This is a genomic window from Mucilaginibacter sp. 3215 (assembly GCF_050433785.1).
Lineage (GTDB): Bacteria > Bacteroidota > Bacteroidia > Sphingobacteriales > Sphingobacteriaceae > Mucilaginibacter.
Window position 1 is genome coordinate 65,675 of record NZ_JBNPWO010000023.1, and the last position, 20,672, is coordinate 86,346.

Sequence of the window (20,672 nt, forward strand, 5' to 3'; positions counted from 1 at the left end):
AAACACAAACTCATTAAATCGAATATCTCCATTGTCTACTATAAAAAAATTCGCCGGGCAAACTGCTATATATGGTCTAAGTACTATCATTTCCCGGATGATCTACTTTGTTTTAACGCCAATTTATACCCGTACCCTGCCGGTAAGTGCTAATGGCGTTTTTACATCGGTATATGGAAGCGCTTCTATCATTAACGCCATTTTGGCTTTTGGTATGGAAACTACCTATTTCAGGTATCTGCAAAAACGTTCGGATAACAAACAGCAGGTTTATAATAACGCGTTTGGCGTTGTTATAATGGTATCGGTAATATTCCTGGTTTTTTGTGTACTGTTTTTAAATCCTATTGTCAATTACATGCAGGCCGGCGTCACTAAAGATCATGCCGACTATACTTTTTACGTAAAGTGCTTCCTCGTAATTTTAGTGCTTGATGCTTTTTGCGTAATCCCTTTTGCTCGCATCAGGGCAGAAGGCCGCCCCATAAAATACGCCATTATCAAATGCTCAAACATCGGCCTTGTGATGATGCTCAATTTGTTTTTTCTGTTCGGCGTTCCGTTTATAATAAATCATCATTTGCCGGCGGGAGCATGGATGGCAGGTTGGTACAGGCCGAATTGGGTAGGGTATGTATTTTTAGCTAACGCAATAGCGAGCGGTCTTACCATACTATTGCTATTGCCCGAGATATTGCAAATGAAGCTGAAGTTTGACAGTGCCATGTTAAGCGAAATGTTTGCATACAGCTGGCCTATATTGATAGCCAATATATCGTTCATCATCAATGAGTCATTAGATAAGGTGATGCTGAAGCAAATGCTACCCCAAAGTATCGCCGATACGCATGTAGGCATTTATGGCACCTGCGCCAAGATTGCATTATTTCTGAGTATTTTTGTGCAGGCCTTCAGGTTAGGCGCCGAACCGTTTTTCTTCAGCCATGCAAAAAACAAAAACTCGGGCGAAACTTATGCCCGCATCATGACCTACTTTGTAATTATGGTGGCCGTTATATGTGTAGCACTCATTGCCAATGTTGATATACTGGCTACTGTTATAGTTGGAAAGGAAACGCATGAGGTAAAGCATCATATAGTTTACAATCCGTTTTGGCAGGGCCTTGGCGTTGTACCACCTTTGTTGTTCGGTTACCTGAGCCTTGGTATTTATATGAATCTTTCGGTGTGGTATAAATTGTCTGACCAAACCAGGTATGGCTTATATATATCTGGTATAGGAGCGGTATTAACCGTTATTTTAAACTGGCTGCTTATACCTAAATACAGCTACATGGCATCGGCGTGGATCTCGTTCGCGGCCTATGCTACCATGATGGTGCTCTCGTACCTGTGGGGGCAAAAAAATTACCCCATCCCGTATAACTTAAAAAAGAACCTTGCGTATATAATTGTCTCGGTATTGTTTGTTTTTCTGTCGTTCACGGTATTTAAACGTAATATTTTTGTTGGTAACGGGCTTTTACTTTTATTTGCGGCCGGAGCGTATTACTTTGAACGCAAGGAGTTAAAAGCTATATTTAAACGATGATCATCCGCATAATTAATAAATCAAAAAATAGTTTACCGGCTTATGAAACTGCTCATGCGGCAGGCATGGACCTGCGTGCCGATGTAGAAACTACGGTAGTGCTTAAACCAATGGAACGTAAACTCATTCCAACAGGTTTATATATTGAATTGCCCGAGGGTTTCGAAGCGCAGATCCGCCCGAGAAGCGGCCTGGCATTTAAACATGGTATCGGCATTGTTAATTCGCCAGGTACCATTGATGCCGATTATCGCGGAGAGATCAAAGTATTGCTCATCAATTTCTCGACAGAGGATTTTGAGATCAATACCGGCGACAGGATAGCCCAGATGGTAGTTGCCAAACATGAGCGTGTTAACTGGGAGCAGGTAGAAGTACTGAACGAAACCCAAAGGGGCGAAGGCGGCTACGGGCACACAGGGAAATAATTAGATGCAAGACTTTTAGAGTCAGGAGACAAGAAAGTAACAGAATCAAGACTTCAAGAGACAAGAAAGAATGAAGAGGGATAACCAAAATATTCAATTAAACAGCCTGCGGGAACTTCGCCAGTTTTCTGCGCCGTTTGTTGTTTCTTTATTCTTGCCTCTTGCCGTCTTGTTTCTTGCCATCTTGCCTCTGGCAACCAAAGCTCAGCATAAAAAGAACGGCGATAATAAAACAGTGGCATCGGCAGGTAAGGTGATGAGTTATCAGGACAGCGCTATGGTTAAGCAGCTATTCTTTTCGGCCTTGCGCGAAAAAACGGTGGAGAACTATAAGCTTGCCACCGAAATGTTTGAGCGCGTTTTACAGGCCGACCCTGCAAATGATGCTTCCTTATATGAGCTGGCCAACCTTAAAAGGCAGCAAAATGATTTTGCAGCTTCTGAGCCCCTCCTGGAGCAGGCTGTAGCAATAAATAAGGATAACGAATGGTATTGGGCGGCATTGGCCGATAGCTATGAAAAAACCAATACCATTGATAAGCTTGAAAATGTTTTTAACCAACTGATCAGGCTTAACCCGGACAAATCAGCGTATTATTTTGACAAGGCCAATGCTTTCACCATCCTGAAAAGGTACGATGATGCCCTTAAGGTATATGATGAGATTGAAAAACTGAATGGCCCGAGTGATGATCTTTTAGCCAATCGTCAAAAGATCTATTTAAAGCAGGGAAAAATTGACCAGGCCACTTCCGAACTGGAAAAACAGATAGCCGCTAATCCCGGAGAGATCCGTTATTACCTGGCCCTTGGCGAGGTTTACAACTCGAACGGGTTTGCCGATAAGGCGCTTAAAGTATTGCAGCAAGCTGAAAAGCTTGATCCGCGAAATGGTTTGGTACACTTTGCGCTGGCCGATATCTATCGCGATAAAAAGAACAACGAAGCCAGCTTTAATGAGCTTACCCAGGGATTTGCCATTCCGGAGATCGGCATCGATCAAAAAATTAATATTATATCCGGATACTTTCCTAAGTTTCCGGATGCTAATGCTAAAGCGAGCGCGCTTGAATTAAGCCGGATCCTGACCGTTGCCCATCCTAACGATGCCAGGGCTTATGCCATATACGGCGATATGCTGATCCAGAATACAAAGTATAAAGAGGCAAAGCCGGTACTTAAAAAATCGGCCCAGCTTAATAACCAGGTATACAATGTTCAGGAACAGCTGGTGCGCCTGGATTTAGGCGACAATGACCTTGATGCCGCTATTAAAGATGGTGAAAACGCATTGTCGTTATTCCCGAACCAGGCCTGGATGAATTATCTTGTCGGTGTTGCCTGGGCACAAAAAAAGGATAACAATAAGGCGGTTGGTTATCTTAAAAACGCCACTTCATTAGAACTTCAGGATAAGGAGCTACTTTCGTTAAGTTTTTCATTATTGGGCGATTGCTATCATGAGTTGAAGAATATTAAAAGTTCTGACGAAAGTTATGAGAAAGCTTTAACCTACAATCCGGATAATGCATTCACTTTAAACAATTATGCTTATTATTTATCGTTAAGGAATGAGCAATTGGAAAAGGCGGCAGCAATGTCGGCACATTCCAATGAGCTGCAGCCTAATACGGCATCGTTTGAAGATACTTATGCCTGGATCCTGTTTAAACAAAAAAAATATGTCCAGGCAAAAGAATGGATGGAGAAGGCCCTGACGCATGATAAAGACAATAGCGGGGTTAAGTATGAACATTATGGCGATATATTGTTTTTCCTTGGGAATACCGATGCGGCCGTAACTAACTGGAAAAAGGCGAAAGGCTTTGGTGAGCAGTCACCAGTTTTAGATCGTAAGATAAATGAAAAAAAATATAGCGAATAGTTTACTTATAGCTTGCTGCCTGCTGGTAATGGTAAGCTGTAAAGCACGTAAACAAGTTTTGGTTACCCGTAAGGCAGATTCGACCGCAAGGACGAGTGATATTGCCGGCAAACTGGCCGCCATAAGGGCAAACCAGGTAAATTTTACAACATTTGCGGGCAAGGCAAAAACCAAGCTTAGTATCAATAATAACAGCAACGATGTTACCCTGAATATCAGGATAGCAAGAGATAAAAGGATCTGGGTTTCTATTACAGCGGTGTTGGGTATTGAAGCCGCCCGTGCCGTGATAACTCCCGACAGCATCATGATCATTAACCGCTTGCAAAGCGTTTACATCAAAAAGCCATTCAGCTATATATATACGTACGCCAGCAAAGAGGTTAATTATAAAACACTCGAGTCATTGCTGATTGGCAACGCGGTGCCCGAACTGGTTAATGAGCAAGCCACTATTGATCATGCCGATGGCAACACAACCTTGAGCGGTACCCTGAATGATCTGGTTTACAAGCTGATACTGGGGCCGGATAATAAGGTTACGCAAACCAATTTAGATAACCAGCGCCAGGCGCAATCATTACAGGTTACCAATAATACCTTTATCGAAGCGACAAACCGGGTATTGCCAGCACAAATAGATATCGCATCAGTAGTAAAAGATAAAAAAATACAAGTTAATTTGCATTATACTAAGGCCGATTTTGAAGTACAGCAAAACTATCCGTTCAGCATTCCTGACGGGTACGAGCCTGGCAAATAATTAATATGTTTATTTAATGAAGTTTTTAAAAGCAGTTTTCTTTTTATTATTGGTACTGGCAGCAGTTAATGTACACGCGCAAAGCAGTGACGAACTGAAACGTCGTAAAGCACAGCTGAATAAAGAGCTTGAACAATTAAATCAAGATTACCAGGAAACTTTAAACAATAAAAAGGCTTCATTAAAGCAGCTAAGCATACTCAAGGCACAGATAAACCTGAGACAGGAAAAAATAGAAAATATCAACTCTGAAGTAAGATTATTGGATAACCAAATCTCTGAGAGTAGTAATAACGTACGTAGTTTACAGTCGCAATTAGATCAGCTTAAAAAGGAATACGCGGGTATGATCCTGTTTGCATACCGCAATCAGAGTGCATATAATAAAATGATGTTCCTTTTTGCATCAAAAGACTTTAACCAGGCCTATAAGCGTTTAAAATATTTACAGCAGTTTGGTACCTACCGTGAGCGGCAGGCCGCCTATATACAAGGTACACAGAAGGAGCTGCATGTTAAAATTAATGAGCTTGACCGGACCAAGGACGAAAAGAATGATCTTTTAAAGGATCAGCAAAAAGAAAAAGAAACACTGGGTAATGAACGTAATAACCAGGTTAAAGTAGTAAGCGATTTGTCACAGCATGAGGGGATCCTGAAAAAACAGCAGAGGGACCTGCAGGCTAAGATAGTAAAAACAAACCGCGCTATTAACGAAGCTATCCGCAGGGAAATTGAGGAAGCCAGGCGCAGGGCTGCTGAAGAAGAAAGACGCAGGGCTGAAGAAGCCGCAAGACTGGCCGCAGCCAAAGCAAAGGCCGAAAATAAGCCCGCGCCTGTTGCACCAGCTCCGGCTAAGCCGGCAGCCGCGCGCAGTACATCAAGTGTATTGAATGCCACGCCTGAGGCCGCTAAGCTGTCGAACGACTTTTTGGGTAATCGCGGTGGTTTGCCATGGCCGGTATCCAACGGAATAATTACCCAGGGATTTGGTACCTATACCACGCCCGAAGGTATCAGGAGTGAAAGTACAGGTGTTGATATCCGTACTAACCAGGGCAGCACCGTAAGGGCTGTATTTGATGGTACGGTTGTAAAAGTGGGGGATGTGAGCGGGACCTATTTGGTAATTATATTGCATGGGGAGTATTTTACAGCTTATAGTAATTTACGGTCGGTAACTGTTGCGCGTGGGCAAAAAGTAAGCACCAAACAAGCTATCGGCACCGTGGCAACTGATCCATCGACAGGAGAAACGGAGGCGCACTTTGAAATTTATAAAGGAACAACACCGGTTAACCCCAAGATCTGGCTGGCGCCTAACTAATTAGTTATGAACTATAAGAAATTTTAATTGTATATATTTGTATCCTTAAACAGAATGCTATGTTAAGTTCAGTTTTGTTATTTTTAAATATTGGTACGGGCGAGATGGTACTGATACTTTTTGCAGCATTGATGCTATTTGGCGGCGAAAAGCTGCCCGGCCTGGCACGGAGCCTGGGTAAAGGGATCCGCGACTTTAAAGATGCCTCTGAAGATGTTAAACGTGAGATCAATAACCAGATCAATAATTACGAGGAAAAGAAACCTGCAACTAAAGTAGAAGAAGAAAAACCGCTTTTAGATGAAAAAGCTTCAGAAGCTCCGGAAGCTGCAGCTGAGCACGAAAAACCGGTTGTTGAAAATACTGTTCCAAATACAATCGCTATCAGTGATTATCATGTAAATACCCCGGCCGAGCCGGAACACCAAAGTCATATCAATTTAGATAAGACCATTACCGGTAGTCATCTGGATACCGAAAAAGAAGAAGAATACAAATCATAATATAATATTAATCATACATAAAACTTAAAATCATGGGTGGATTAGGCGCACCAGAAATTATTCTGATCATCATTGCGATACTTTTATTATTCGGCGGTAAAAAAATACCTGAATTAATGAGAGGTTTAGGGAAAGGCGTTAAGGAATTTAAAGACGCGCAAAACAGCGATGGCTCATCTTCTTCATCTGAAGAAAAAAAAGCTTAATACCCTAACAGGGATTAGGTTTTAATGCCATTTTTATCGAGTATATGAACTTATCTGTTGATTTATTTCTTATTTCAACGGATAAGTTTTTTATTTTAGCCCCATGGCTAATATTTATTCCTCTTTAACCGAAATAAAGAGCGGGTTGCAACGTGCAGAAATTACTGTTGAAGGTCTTGTAAAAGGCTATTTGCTTGAAATTGAAAAAAATGCTCATTTAAATGCTTTTAATGAAGTGTTTGCTGATGAAGCGCTGATTGCTGCAAAAAACGTTGACAACAAAATAAAGAATGGCACCGCCGGCAAATTAGCCGGTATGGTTATCGGCATTAAAGATAATATCTGCTATAAAGGGCACCAGGTTAGTGCCTCCTCAAAAATCTTAACGGGTTTTACTTCCATCTTTTCATCAACCGTGGTTGAACGCCTGCTGGCCGAAGACGCGGTGATCATTGGGCGCTGTAACTGCGATGAATTTGCTATGGGCGCCACCAACGAATCATCATACTTTGGCCCAGTAAAAAACCATGCCGATGAAACTAAAGTTGCAGGCGGCTCGTCGGGCGGTTCGGCTGTAGCCGTACAAGCAGGGATGTGCCATGCCGCTTTAGGCACGGATACGGGTGGTTCGGTAAGACAACCAGCTTCATTTTGCGGTGTTGTAGGTTTAAAGCCAACATACGGCACAATTTCAAGGCATGGTATTATCGCCTATGCTTCATCGTTTGACCAGGTTGGTCCTATCACTAAATCGGTAGAAGATGCTGCATTATTGCTGGAAGTACTCGCAGGTCTGGATGAATATGACAGTACGTTATCACAAACTCCGCCGCCTGCATCATATACTAATCTTCAAAAGCCGGGAAAAAAGAAGATAGCTTACCTGCAGGAAGCCATATCAAGCCCTGGTGTTGACACCGAAGTAAAAGACAACCTTGTACAATACATCGATAAGCTGCGTGCCGATGGGCATACAGTTACCCCGATAGCTTTTGAACTGCTGGAATACCTGGTACCAACCTATTATATCCTGGCCATGGCCGAAGCGTCATCAAACCTGGCAAGGTACGACGGTGTGCATTACGGCTATCGCAGTCCGCTGGCTACAGATTTACAGTCTACTTATAAACGTTCCCGTTCTGAAGGTTTTGGTAAGGAAGTAAAGCGCCGTATTATGCTGGGGACTTTTGTTTTGAGCGCGGGTTATTACGATGCTTACTACGCGAAAGCACAAAAGGTACGCAGGCTGATCCAGGAAAAAACTAACCGGATACTGGAAGAATATGATTTTATACTGGTGCCTACCGCGCCCGAACCGGCCTTTAACATAGGTAAGGAAGAGAAAGATCCGGTGGTAATGTATCTTTCTGACATATTTACCGTACAAGCCTCATTAACCGGCGTGCCGGCCATATCAATACCTACGGGCAATAACAGCAACGGTTTGCCGTTAGGTTTACAGTTATTAACAAAGCACTTTGGCGAACAGCAACTGTTAGATTTTGCCAAATATTTTCTCGATCTGTAATAAAAAATGATATTTTAGTAAAATGCTGATGCTTTGGGCATTATAAATTAATCAAATCCCTGAATAAATGAAGAGATTATTTACGCTGACCATTTGCCTCTTATCACTCCAAGTTTTACAAGCCGAAACAAACACGACCAATTCGGCGAAGTCAATTAAGCAAATAAAGCGGGTAACCAAATTTAACCCCGATATTGTAAACGCCGACACCACTATTTTACCGGTGCTTAACCAGTCGTTGCCGGTAAGTACATACGGCGGTTTGTACAAGCGCCGGTTAGATTCCATTCGTAAGGATATCCAGCTGGATTATAATGAATACGTACAGGCTTATATCGATCTGTATATGCACAACCGCGATGAAATGGGCCAGGTAGCGGGCTTAACCAAATACTACTTCCCAATTTACGAAAAGGCTTTCCGCGAAGCGGGGATCCCCGAAGAAATAAAATTCCTGTCGATTGTTGAATCAAAGCTTGATCCAAACGCAGTATCAAGGGTAGGGGCCACAGGTCTTTGGCAGTTTATGGGTACCACAGCAAAAACTTATGGCTTAAACATGGATAACTATGTTGATGAACGCCGTGACCCTATCCAATCGAGCTATGCCGCGGCTGCCTATCTGAAAGACGCGTACCAGGAATTTGGCGACTGGCTGCTGGCCATCGCCTCCTATAATTGTGGTAAAAGCAATGTGGAACGCGCCGTTGAAAAAGCAGGTGGCGTAACCGATTTCTGGAGCATCCGCCAGTACCTGCCTGTTGAAACCCGTGGTTATGTGCCGGCTTTCATCGCCATGAATTATGTAATGCATTATTTTAATAAACATAACATTGTTGCACAGGCCTGCAATTTTTCTACCCGTACCGATACGGTAATGGTTAAAAGAGTTGTTCCGTTAAGTAATGTTGCCCAGGCTCTTGATGTTAGTTTAAGGGAGATCACCATCCTCAACCCATCCTACCGCATGGCTGTGGTTAATGGCAGCGCAAAAACACCCCGCAGGCTTATCATCCCCCAAACCGCAAAAGATAATTACGCCGCTTTGTATAACGTATTAAATGGTGTTGATGCACCGGTGAAACCTGCTGCTAAGCCCGCTGCTTACGCTGCTGTTCAATATACACCGGCTAAGTCTGAACGCAAAATCCCTACCCATCATAAAGTGAAGAGAGGCGAAACACTTGCTTCTATAGCTGATATGTTTGGTTGTGAAGTATCAGACCTTAAAGTTTGGAACCATCTTAAAACTAACCGGGCGCCTGTAGGGGCCATGCTAAGGGTATCGGCAGGGGAAGTTGCAGCCAACGTGCAGGATGACGACCAGTATTCAAAGAATTAAAACATAAGGGAGAATTATAAAGACGTCATTGCGAGGCACGAAGCAATCCCCAATTAGCAGGTCCGCCCTGTATAGTTTGGGATTGCTTCGTGCCTCGCAATGACGTTTTATATTAACACAGGCCGCTGATTATTTGTAAATCAGCGGCTCTCACAATGACCTGGTTTTTTCGTAGATTTATTTCAACCAACCACTACTCATCAACATGGAAAAGCCAAAGGAAAATATTGATGAATATATCGCCGGTTTCCCGGAGGATGTACAGCAGAAACTGCAACAGGTGCGCGAAACCATCAAAGCCGCTGCCCCAGATGCCGGGGAGACTATCAAATATGCTATTCCAACCTTTGTGCTCAATGGCAATTTAGTGCACTTCGGCGGTTTTAAAAATCATATCGGGTTTTATCCCGCACCGCAGGGTTTGGAAGAATTTAAAGAAGAACTTTCGGGCTATAAAGGGGCCAAAGGCTCGGTTCAGTTTCCGCTTGATGAGCCTATGCCCCTCGATCTGATCACCAAAATTGTAAAGTTCAGGGTTCAGAAAAATATGGAGAAGGCAAAGAAGAAAAAATAGAACATTGCCAAATCCGTTCTTTTAAACACATCTTATCAAAACTTTAACCATATTTTATCCTCTTTTTAACATAATCGCAAAAAGGGGCTTTTTTATGTTTGTTCCATAAAAAGAATTGTAATTTTGGGCGCTTCAATTTGAAAAAAATGAATAAAACTAACCGAAAACAGGATGCGCTGAATTACCACTCGCAAGGCCGTCCCGGAAAGATACAAGTTGTACCTACCAAACCAACAAATTCGCAGCGCGACTTAACCATGGCCTACTCGCCCGGTGTGGCTGAGCCATGTTTAAAGATTGCTGACAATACCGAAGATGTTTATAAATATACCGCTAAAGGCAACCTGGTAGCCGTGATCAGTAATGGCACTGCTGTACTTGGTTTAGGAAACATTGGCCCGGAAGCCAGCAAACCGGTAATGGAAGGCAAGGGCCTGCTGTTTAAGATCTATGCTGATATCGATGTGTTTGACCTTGAGCTGAACGCTAAAAGTGTAGATGATTTTGTAAACATTGTAAAAGCGCTTGAGCCTACTTTTGGTGGTGTGAACCTGGAAGATATTTCGGCCCCAACCTGCTTTGAAATTGAGCGTAGGCTAAAAGCTGAAATGAATATCCCTGTAATGCATGATGATCAGCATGGTACCGCCATTATATCCGGCGCGGCTTTGATGAACGCCTGCGAAATCCAGGGAAAAAAACTCGACAAAATAAAAATGGTGGTTAACGGTGCAGGCGCCGCCGCGGTATCCTGTTCAAAAATGTACCTGTCATTAGGGGTTAAAAAAGAGAACCTGGTGATGTTTGATATCAATGGCGTGCTAAACCAGGAACGCACCGATCTTGACGAGATCAGGATGGAGTTTGCTACTGGCCGCAAAGATGTTAAAACACTGGCCGATGCTATGAAAAATGCCGACGTATTTGTCGGTCTTTCGGCAGGTAATGTGGTAACGCCCGATATGCTGAAAGCTATGGCTAAAAAGCCTATCGTTTTTGCTATGGCCAACCCGGTACCCGAAATTGATTATGACCTTGCAGCCGGCACACGCGATGATATTATTATGGCAACCGGCCGTTCCGATTTTCCTAACCAGGTAAATAACGTGCTTGGTTTCCCTTACATTTTCCGCGGAGCACTTGACGTAAGGGCCACTGCTATTAACGAGGAAATGAAGATTGCCGCCACGCACGCCATTGCCGAAATGGCTAAAAAACCGGTTCCCGAAGCCGTTAACCTCGCTTATAACCTTACTAACCTGAAATTTGGCAAGGATTACATCATCCCTAAACCAATGGACCAAAGGCTGATCACCGAGGTATCCATGGCGGTGGCAAAAGCGGCCATAGCTTCAGGAGTAGCCCGTAAGGTGATCACCGATTGGGATGCGTACGCAGAGGAACTGAGGGTGCGCCTGGGTACAAATGATAAGCTGTTACGTAACCTTACCGCTAAAGCAAAACAGAACCCTAAGCGCGTAGTATTTGCCGAGGCTGATAATTATAAGATCTTAAGATCGGCACAGATAGTGAAAGAGGAAGGTATTGCCACCCCTATTTTGCTGGGCAATATTGACAGGATCAAAAAGATCATCCATGATAATGACCTTGATTTGGGCGATGTTCATATCATTGATCCGCGGGAAGGCTGCGAGCATATGGATGAGTACACCGAGTTTCTGTATAACAAACGCCAGCGCAGGGGGATCACCCTGTACGAGGCTAAAAAGCAATTGGTAGACCGTAACTACTACGGCGCTTGTATGGTACAATTTGGCCGGGCCGATGCGCTGATCTCAGGTTTAACCAAAAACTATGTAACCACAGTAAAACCGGCCCTGCAAATTATCGGTACTGAAGAAGGTGTGAACCGTGTTGCGGGCATGTATATGATGATAACGGCTAAAGGCCCTGTATTTTTTGGTGATACTACGGTGAACGTAAACCCGTGTGTGAATGATTTGGTTGATATTACCGTGCTGATTGAACGCTCGGTAAAACAGTTTAATATCAGCCCGAGGGTGGCTGTGTTATCATACTCCAACTTTGGTTCGAACGAAGGGGAGATACCAGAAAAAACCAGGGAAACAGTAGCGATACTGCATGAAAAATATCCTGATATGGTTGTCGACGGCGATATGCAGGCCAACTTTGCGCTAAACGCTGATTTGCTTGATGATAACTTCCCGTTCTCAACGCTCAATGGTAAACCGGCCAATACGCTGATTTTCCCTAACCTGGAGTCGGGTAATATTGCCTATAAACTTTTGCAGGAAATAGGCGGTGCCGAAGCAGTTGGACCGATATTGGTTGGCTTAAAGAAACCCGTGCATGTGCTGCAGTTAGGTAGTTCGGTACGTGAAATTGTAAATATGGTTACCATTGCGGTGGTTGATGCGCAGGCAAAAGCTGCAGCCAAATAAGCTCCACCCAAACCCTCCCCGGAAGGGAGGGCTTTTAAGAAATCTCCATAAAGTCTCCCCTACCGGGGGAGATTTAGAGGGGGTTAAAGACGCTGGTATTTAAATGCTTAGCGTCTTTATCTTTTAAGGCGAGTATAATGCAGCTTTTTGTTTGTCATTATATGAACATAATGACCCCAGAATTTTATCTTTGGATAATCACTGTAAAGGCTGTTTGCCATTAACATCATTGTTTAATAAACTTAATAAAGTAATAATATATGTATGATTATATTAGTGGGAAACTAATGTTCAAAAGCCCGTCGTATGTGGTTATAGATGCGGGAGGGGTAGGGTATCATATTAATATTTCGGTAAATACCTATTCGGGCATTAGTGACGACGAAAAATGTAAACTCTTTGCATGGTTACACGTAAAAGAGGACGCGCACACGCTTTACGGCTTTGCTACAGAAGGCGAGCGCAGGTTGTTCTTACATTTGATCTCCATTTCGGGTATCGGGCCAAATACGGCAAGGATGATGTTATCGTCCATAAGCCCGGCCGAGATCCAGGCGGCTATTGTGACCGGTAATGTTTCATTAATCCAGCGGATAAAAGGAATAGGGCCAAAATCGGCCCAGCGGATCATTTTGGAGCTGCAGGATAAGCTGCGTAAGGAAGGCCCCGATACCTTAACTGTTGTGCCGGTGAGCCAGACGGTTAAGGATGAAGCACTATCAGCATTAGTAATGCTGGGCTTTGCGCGTAACGTTGCCGAAAAGGTATTAGACCAGGAGATCAAGAAAAATAATGGCGAATTAACGGTTGAAGAACTAATTAAGTTCGCGTTAAAAACGCTATAATTACGGATAAATATCTACTAACTTTTGACCAAAGTATTTACTTATAAGACACTTATAAGTGTGTTGTTCATTGTGGTGTTCGGGGGGCTGGGTAATGTGTATGCACAACAAAAGCCTTCACCTGCGGCTAAAAATGACACAACCAAATCAAATGCACCAATAAACCTGACCGCGCCACGAAGCCAGCGGATGAGGGAAGGTATTTTCAATACCGATCCGGCAGGCCTGGTACGTACCATTGAATATGATCCGGCCACAAACCGTTATATTTTATACGAAAGGGTAGGTAATTTACTTTACCGCCCCCCGCAGTATCTTACGTTTGAGCAATATTTAAAACTTAAAGAACGATCGGTCCAACGTGGCTATTTTCAGCAGCTGGCAGATAATTATGCCTATGATTCGCAGCAGCCGGGGTTTATACCGCCTATAAAGGTCAGGAGTCGTACGTTTGAGCAGATCTTTGGCAGCTCGGTGATTGATATCCGCCCGCAAGGATCAGCAGAAATGATCATGGCCGGGCAGATAAATAAAAACCAAAACCCGCTTTTTAACACCCGCCAGCGCAGTCAGTTTAACTTTAATTTTGATCAGCGCATCCAACTCAACGTAACCGGTAACATAGGCGATAAGTTAAAGATCACCACCAATTACAACACCGACGCGCAGTTCCAGTTTGAAAACCAGATCAAGCTGGATTATACAGGCTCGCCCGACGAGATCATTCAGAAAATTGAAGCCGGTACGGTTAGTATGCCGCTTAATACCACGCTGATCACCGGTAGTCAGGCGCTTTTTGGCGTTAAAACCAAGTTGAAATTCGGGCGGCTGGATGTTACAAGTATCTTTTCGCAGCAACGCTCACAGTCAAAAACCATCACCATTACCAATGGTTCGCAACAGGGCGAGTTTAGGTTGACGCCTGCCGATTATGAGGCCAACAAACACTTCTTCCTGTCGCAATATTTCAGGAATAATTATAATAGGGCGCTGGCCAATATCCCGATCATCAGCTCCAATGTAAACATTACTAAAATTGAGGTTTGGACAACCAATCGTACCAACGTAACTACCGATTCGCGCGATATATTGGCTTTCATGGACCTTGGTGAAAATAACCCATACAATAAAACAAGGATAGTAGGCGGCGGCAGCGCCCTACCCGCGGGTTTTAAAGGGCCGGGTTTTGCCCAGCAATCAAACAACCTGTTATCTGTTTTGCCGCAAAATGCAAGGCTCACCAACTCCAATGATGTTGCCAGCTTTTTCCAGGGATCGGGCAATACGGATAACTATTCAAAACTAACTTACGCCCGCAAGCTTACTGATAAGGAGTATACCCTGCACCCGCAGTTAGGTTACATCTCCCTAAATTATCCCTTAAATAATGATGAGGTATTGGCGGTTGCTTACCAGTATACTGTTAATGGTGTGCAATACCAGGTGGGTGAATTTAGCAGCGATGTTGCCGTTAACCCAAATACGCCTAATGTGCTTTTTGTGAAATTGCTGAAAGGCGAGTTATTGAAAACCAACCTGCCTACCTGGGATTTGATGATGAAAAACATTTACTCCCTCGGTGCTTTTCAGATAGCCCCTACCAATTTTAAGTTAACTGTTACCCGCCTTGATGATAAAACGGGGATTGAAAAAACAGTAATGGAAGAGGGGCAAAACCTAAAAGGTAAGCTGTGGCTTCAGGTAGCAGGACTTGATAACCTCAACCAGCAAAGCGATAAAAAACCGGATGGCTACTTTGACTTTTTAGAAGGAATCACCATCGATTCGCAAAACGGGCGGATTTCGTTCCCGGTGGTGGAGCCTTTTGGTTCGGACCTGGCATCCAAATTTACCCCGGGCGAGACTGACCTGGTTAAACGATACGTTTATCAGCCATTGTATGACTCAACCAAAACCATCGCGCAGCAATATTTCCCTGCATTAAACAGGTATGTAATTAAGGGAACTTATACCTCAACAGGTGGTTCAGAGTACCAACTAAATGCAGTTAACATTCCGCAGGGATCAGTAAATGTAACCGCGGGTACGGTAAAATTGCAGGAAGGGAACGATTATACGGTTGACTATAATGCCGGGCGGATCAGGATCCTGAACCAGGCCCTGTTATCTTCCGGCCAGCCTATTACCGTAAAGCTGGAGAATAATGAATTGTTCGGTGTGCAGCAAAAGTCATTGTACGGCACCCGGCTTGATTATCATGCCAGCGATAAGCTTCAGTTAGGTGCTACTTTGATGCACCTTACCGAACAGCCTATCACCCAAAATGAAATCGCCGGCGAAGAATCAATCTCCAATACCATTTGGGGTTTTGATGCCAATTACAGTTCAAACTCCCGGTTTTTAACCAGGCTGGTTGATAAGATCCCCGGCATCCATACCAAAGTGCCATCATCCATTAATTTTTACGGCGAGTTTGCCAAACTGATGCCGGGAAGTCCCGGTGCACTGAATTTTGCAGGATCCAAACACGGCACATCTTATCTTGACGATTTTGAGAACAGTCAATCGGTAATAGATATTAAAGGAGCTAACAGCTGGCAAATTTCAGGAACGCCGCAATTGTTTGGAGAATCAGCTTTGTTTGATAACCTGAGCTATGGCTATAACCGTGCCCGCCTGGCATTTTATAATATCGACCCTATATTTTATACCAATACAGGTTCCATCCCCATATCAAGAAGCGAGCTTTCCAACCATTATGTAAGGCAGGTGATTGAGCAGGAAGTTTTCCCTTACAAGCAGTCGGCTACCGGGCAACCGATTAGTTTGGCTACGCTTAACATGGCTTTTTATCCAAGTATCCGTGGGCCGTACAACTATGCTACCACCGGCATTAATCCCGATGGTACCTTGCAAAACCCTAAAACACGCTGGGGTGGTATGTTCAGGAAGCTGGAAACAAATGATTTTGAATCGTTGAACGTATCCTACATCGAGTTTTGGATGCTTGATCCATTCATATACAAACCAAACTCGGCTGGTGGTGACTTGTACTTTAACTTAGGTTCGCTATCGGAAGATATTTTAAAGGACGGGCGTAAAAGCCTGGAAAATGGTTTGCCTGTTGACGGCGACCTGACCAAGGTTGATGAAACCAGCTGGGGGCGGGTGTCCAAACTACAGCCGGTTATTAATGCTTTTGATAACAACCCCGATGCCCGTAAACTGCAGGATGTTGGTTTGGACGGCATGAACGACCAGGATGAGCAAACCAAATTTGCCCCGGTTGTTCAGCAGATAAAAGGGCAACTGAACGCGCAGGCCGCGACTTCCATTGCTGCCGATCCTTCATCAGATGATTATCAATATTACCAGGGCCCGGCGCTCGACCAGGCCCGTGCCGGCATCCTCGACCGTTATAGCAAATACAACGGCACCGACGGTAACTCGAAAACGGCGCAGCAGTCACAGGCCGAACTCGGCATTCAAAATTCAGCCTCAACTTCGCTGCCCGATGGTGAGGATATTAACCGCGACAACAACATGAGCCAGGAAGACTCATACTTCCAATACAAGGTATCTATGCGGCCGGCCGATATGGTTGTTGGTCAAAACTATATCAGCGATAAAGTTACCGCACAAGTGAAACTGCCTAACGGTACAACCCAGGCAGTTAACTGGTACCAGTTCCGCATCCCAATTACCGATTATCAATCAAAAGTGGGCAATATCCAGGATTTTAAGGCGATCCGTTTTATGAGGATGTTCATGACCAACTTTGCCGATACCGCCGTGCTTCGTTTTGCGACCCTGGAACTGGTGCGCGGCGAGTGGCGTGCTTTCAATACCGAAAAAAATCCGCTGAATGTTATTGCCGATCCGGCTATCCAAAACCCGCCGATAGATAATTCGACCATCGACGTGCAGGCTGTAAATATTGAAGAGAACGGTAACCGCACGCCTATACCTTATGTGGTGCCGCCCGGTATTAACCGCCAGCGTAATTACAATAACCTGCAAACCAATACCAAGCTCAACGAGCAATCACTGTCCCTTAATATAAAAAGCCTGCGCGATGGATATTCAAGGGCCGCCTTCCGTACTTTTTATAATGACCTGCGCAAATACAAACGCATGCAAATGTTTATCCATGCCGAGGGTGATTATTTGAAGGATAATGACCTGAACGCGTTTATCCGCCTCGGGGTTGATTACCAGGATAACTATTATGAGTACGAATTGCCTTTAAAAATAACCCAGCCGGGTACCAGCGATGCAGGAGCAATATGGCCGGATGTTAATGAAATGGATCTGGAGCTTGATTTGCTGATCCGGGCAAAGCTTGCACGTAATCACTCCAACGTGGCCTACAACCAGCTTTTTAAATACACCGAGGGCGATAAGGTAGTTTATATTAAGGGCCAGCCCGATTTAAGCAAGCTGCGTACCATTATGCTTGGCGTGCGCAATCCATATAAAGGCACAAATGTTTTGCCCGATGATGGGTTGGATAAATCAGGAACTGTTTGGTATGATGAGCTGCGCCTTACCGATTTTGATCAGCGCGGGGGATGGGCCGCTACCGCGAGGATTGATGCCAAGCTTGCCGACTTTGCCGATATTACCGTATCGGGCAGTAAAACAACTATTGGTTTCGGTACCCTTGATTCAAGGCTGAATGACCGGAGCCAGAGTGATGATCAAACCTATGACGTATCGGCTAATGTTGAGCTGGGCAAGTTTTTTCCGGATAAAAGCGGCATCCATATCCCGGCATATATCAATTTGTCATCACAAAGGAGCATGCCGCAATATGATCCCGGAGCGCCGGATGTTGAGCTGAAGGCATCGCTGGCAGCGGCAACGAGCACCAAAGAGCGCGACTCTATCAGGAACGCGGCTATTGATATTACCACCCGCAAAAGCATCAATTTTACCAACGTACATAAGGCGCGTACAAACCAAAATGCGCTTAACCATATTTGGGACATTGAAAATTTTAATGCCACTTATGCCTATACCGAATACAATCACCATGATTTTGTGACGCAGAATGACGTGGAGAAAACCTATAATCTCACACTCGCTTATAACTATACCAATCAGCCCAAATACTACAGCCCATTTGCTAAGATCATCAAAAGCAATATGCTGGCCCTGTTCCGCGATTTGAACTTTAGCCTGCTGCCGTCGCGATTGAATTTTAGCATCAATTTTAACCGCTTTTATTCGGAGAATACCCTGCGCGATAATGACCCCAATAATTATATCCCTATCCCGACAACTACATTCAACAAGTATTTCAACATAACCCGTGTATACGGCATAGGCTGGAACCTGTCAAAATCATTACAGATGGATATTGACGCTACCAATCTTTCGGTTGTGGATGAACCCGCCGGCCGTGTTAATGGTTTAAAGCGTGATACCCTTTGGGATAACCTGAAAAAGCTGGGCCGTACAACCAATTATAACCACACTATCAACTTTAATTATACAGTACCTATTAACAAAATCCCGGGATTGGATTGGGTATCGGCCGTGGCGCGTTACAGTACACACTTTAACTGGCAAACACAGCCGCTGTTTGCTATCAATAGCACCGCTTATGATGTTGGTAACAGTATTCAAAACTCAAGGGCAATCCAGCTTAACCCAACCTTGAATATGGTGTCGCTGTATAACAAGTTCCCTTTTATCCGTAAGGCCAATAACCCTAACAATAAAAAGAGCAATATCCTGATAGGCCTGCTAACCAGTGTTAAAAACCTAAGCGCAACCTATACCCGTACCCAGGGAACGTTTTTACCGGGATACTTACCACAGTCGGGCTTTTTTGGTGCAGATGGTAATGCCCCCGGATTAGGCTTTTTATTAGGCAGCCAAACAGATATCCGGGCTAAAGCAGTTGCCAACGGCTGGATCACCACCGATACCCTGCAAAATCAGTTATATACCACATCGCTAAATGAGGATATGCACTTCAGGGGTATTATAGAACCATTTAAAGATCTGCGGATTGAGCTTAGCGCCTTTAAAACCCAGGACCATAATTACCAGGCTAATTTCAAATACCTGGCATCAAGCAATAGTATCGAAACATTAAGCCCGGTTACATCGGGTAACTACAGTGTATCGTTCCTTACCATTGGCACCGCCTTTGAATCGGCAAAGGGGATAAACAATGTTTCATCTACATTTCAGAAATTTTTGGATGCCCGCGCCGTAATATCGCAAAGATTAGGGCGTACCAACCCAAATTCGGCAGGGGTTGCTGATGGCTATGCCGATGGTTACGGGCCAAATTCGCAAAACGTATTGGTGCCGGCGTTTCTGGCAACATATGCAGGCAAAAATGCTTCGGGCAGTAACCTGTCGCAATTTCCCAAAATTCCTATTCCTAACTGGCAGGTAACGTACAATGGCTTAGGTAAGATCTCCTGGTTCCAGGATATTTTTGATTCGTTTGATCTGAGCCATGGTTACCGTTCATCATATAATGTAAGCGGTTTCACCTCGCTGCTACAATATCGCGAAGCTAACGGCGCTGCCACTTCACGCGATTTAAATAATGATTTCCTGCCGTTGTACCAGTTTTCGCAGGTTACCATTTTTGAGCAGTTTGTGCCTTTGCTGGGTGCAAGCGTACGCTTCAAAAACAGCATGACCGCCAATGCCGAATATCGCCAAAGCCGTTCGCTCAGCTTAAGTATGCTTAACAGCCAGTTGGCGCAGCAAAACGAAAAGATCATTGTTTTTGGTTTTGGTTACCACACCAAAGATTTCCATTTTCCGTTTGGCTGGTTTGAAGGCATCCAGCATAAGGACGTGAACTTTAAACTCGATTTTTCATTGCGCGATAATAAAACGCTCATTTACCGTGCCGATGTTGAATCGGCCGAGATCTCATCGGGTGCGCAAAATATTACCGTAAGGCCATCTGTTGATTATGTGATCAACCAGCGTTTTAACCTGAATTTGTTTTATGATTCAAACCTTACCAAGCCCTATACTTCGCAAACGTTTAATACATCATTTACCAATTTTGGGATTAATTTGAAGTTGTTGCTGCAATAAAATTGAATGAAATACGGGACCTGATAAAGAAACGTCATTGCGAGGTACGAAGCAATCGCGAACTTTACAGGGCTGCTTGCATAGCTACCCCTGCCGTTGTTGGTGTTGTCACCAATAACTTTTAGTCTTCCTGATATTTAAGGCTTCCAAGAGCCAAAGGGGCTGTTGGTGTTGTCACCATAGCCGTTAACCTAAGGATTTTAAAAAAGTTTTTTTGAGGAGTTATAAATGACGGGGCTTCGCCATTGGGCAAAACCA

13 protein-coding genes are annotated in these 20,672 nt (G+C 44.1%); all 13 read left to right on the plus strand.

Annotated features, from left to right (window positions below):
• Positions 1 to 31 precede the first annotated feature (31 nt).
• The 13 genes from ABIC84_RS24845 to sprA all read left to right on the plus strand — a co-directional run bounded on the left by ABIC84_RS24845 (position 32) and on the right by sprA (position 20,414).
• Positions 32 to 1,552, plus strand: a complete 1,521-nt coding sequence (locus ABIC84_RS24845; protein WP_426582023.1) for a polysaccharide biosynthesis C-terminal domain-containing protein — start codon at positions 32 to 34, stop codon at positions 1,550 to 1,552.
• A complete protein-coding gene (gene dut / locus ABIC84_RS24850; RefSeq protein ID WP_354485700.1) occupies positions 1,549 to 1,980 on the plus strand; it encodes a dUTP diphosphatase in 432 nt (143 codons plus the stop codon). Before ABIC84_RS24845 ends, dut begins: the two co-directional genes overlap by 4 nt.
• 70 nt (positions 1,981 to 2,050) lie before the next feature.
• Complete coding sequence (locus ABIC84_RS24855; protein WP_426582021.1) at positions 2,051 to 3,865, plus strand: tetratricopeptide repeat protein; 1,815 nt, start codon at positions 2,051 to 2,053, stop codon at positions 3,863 to 3,865.
• A complete protein-coding gene (locus ABIC84_RS24860; protein WP_426582019.1) occupies positions 3,843 to 4,628 on the plus strand; it encodes a DUF4292 domain-containing protein in 786 nt (261 codons plus the stop codon). The genes ABIC84_RS24855 and ABIC84_RS24860 overlap by 23 nt, the downstream gene beginning before the upstream one ends.
• 16 nt (positions 4,629 to 4,644) lie before the next feature.
• Positions 4,645 to 5,955: a murein hydrolase activator EnvC family protein gene (locus tag ABIC84_RS24865; protein WP_429265324.1), complete on the plus strand. Its 1,311-nt coding sequence runs from the start codon at positions 4,645 to 4,647 to the stop codon at positions 5,953 to 5,955.
• 59 nt (positions 5,956 to 6,014) lie between these two features.
• A complete protein-coding gene (locus tag ABIC84_RS24870) occupies positions 6,015 to 6,458 on the plus strand; it encodes a Sec-independent protein translocase subunit TatA/TatB (RefSeq protein ID WP_429265325.1) in 444 nt (147 codons plus the stop codon).
• Positions 6,459 to 6,490: 32 nt separating this feature from the next.
• The gene (locus tag ABIC84_RS24875; RefSeq protein WP_175490113.1) at positions 6,491 to 6,664 is read left to right on the plus strand and encodes a Sec-independent protein translocase subunit TatA/TatB; all 174 of its coding nucleotides are present in this window, start codon (positions 6,491 to 6,493) and stop codon (positions 6,662 to 6,664) included.
• 103 nt (positions 6,665 to 6,767) lie between these two features.
• The gene (gene gatA, locus ABIC84_RS24880) at positions 6,768 to 8,192 is read left to right on the plus strand and encodes an Asp-tRNA(Asn)/Glu-tRNA(Gln) amidotransferase subunit GatA (protein ID WP_429265326.1); all 1,425 of its coding nucleotides are present in this window, start codon (positions 6,768 to 6,770) and stop codon (positions 8,190 to 8,192) included.
• Positions 8,193 to 8,259: 67 nt separating this feature from the next.
• Positions 8,260 to 9,534, plus strand: coding sequence for a transglycosylase SLT domain-containing protein (locus ABIC84_RS24885; RefSeq protein ID WP_429265327.1), 1,275 nt, complete (start codon positions 8,260 to 8,262; stop codon positions 9,532 to 9,534).
• A gap of 205 nt (positions 9,535 to 9,739) precedes the next feature.
• Positions 9,740 to 10,108, plus strand: coding sequence for an iron chaperone (locus tag ABIC84_RS24890; RefSeq protein WP_426582008.1), 369 nt, complete (start codon positions 9,740 to 9,742; stop codon positions 10,106 to 10,108).
• A 146-nt stretch (positions 10,109 to 10,254) separates the two neighbouring features.
• Positions 10,255 to 12,531 (plus strand): NADP-dependent malic enzyme, encoded by a 2,277-nt coding sequence (locus ABIC84_RS24895; protein WP_429265328.1) that lies wholly within the window; start codon positions 10,255 to 10,257, stop codon positions 12,529 to 12,531.
• A gap of 260 nt (positions 12,532 to 12,791) precedes the next feature.
• On the plus strand, positions 12,792 to 13,376 hold the full coding sequence (ruvA, locus tag ABIC84_RS24900) for a Holliday junction branch migration protein RuvA (RefSeq protein ID WP_090534345.1): 585 nt from the start codon (positions 12,792 to 12,794) through the stop codon (positions 13,374 to 13,376).
• A 24-nt stretch (positions 13,377 to 13,400) separates the two neighbouring features.
• On the plus strand, positions 13,401 to 20,414 hold the full coding sequence (sprA, locus tag ABIC84_RS24905; protein ID WP_429265329.1) for a cell surface protein SprA: 7,014 nt from the start codon (positions 13,401 to 13,403) through the stop codon (positions 20,412 to 20,414).
• The last annotated feature ends 258 nt before the right edge of the window (positions 20,415 to 20,672 follow it).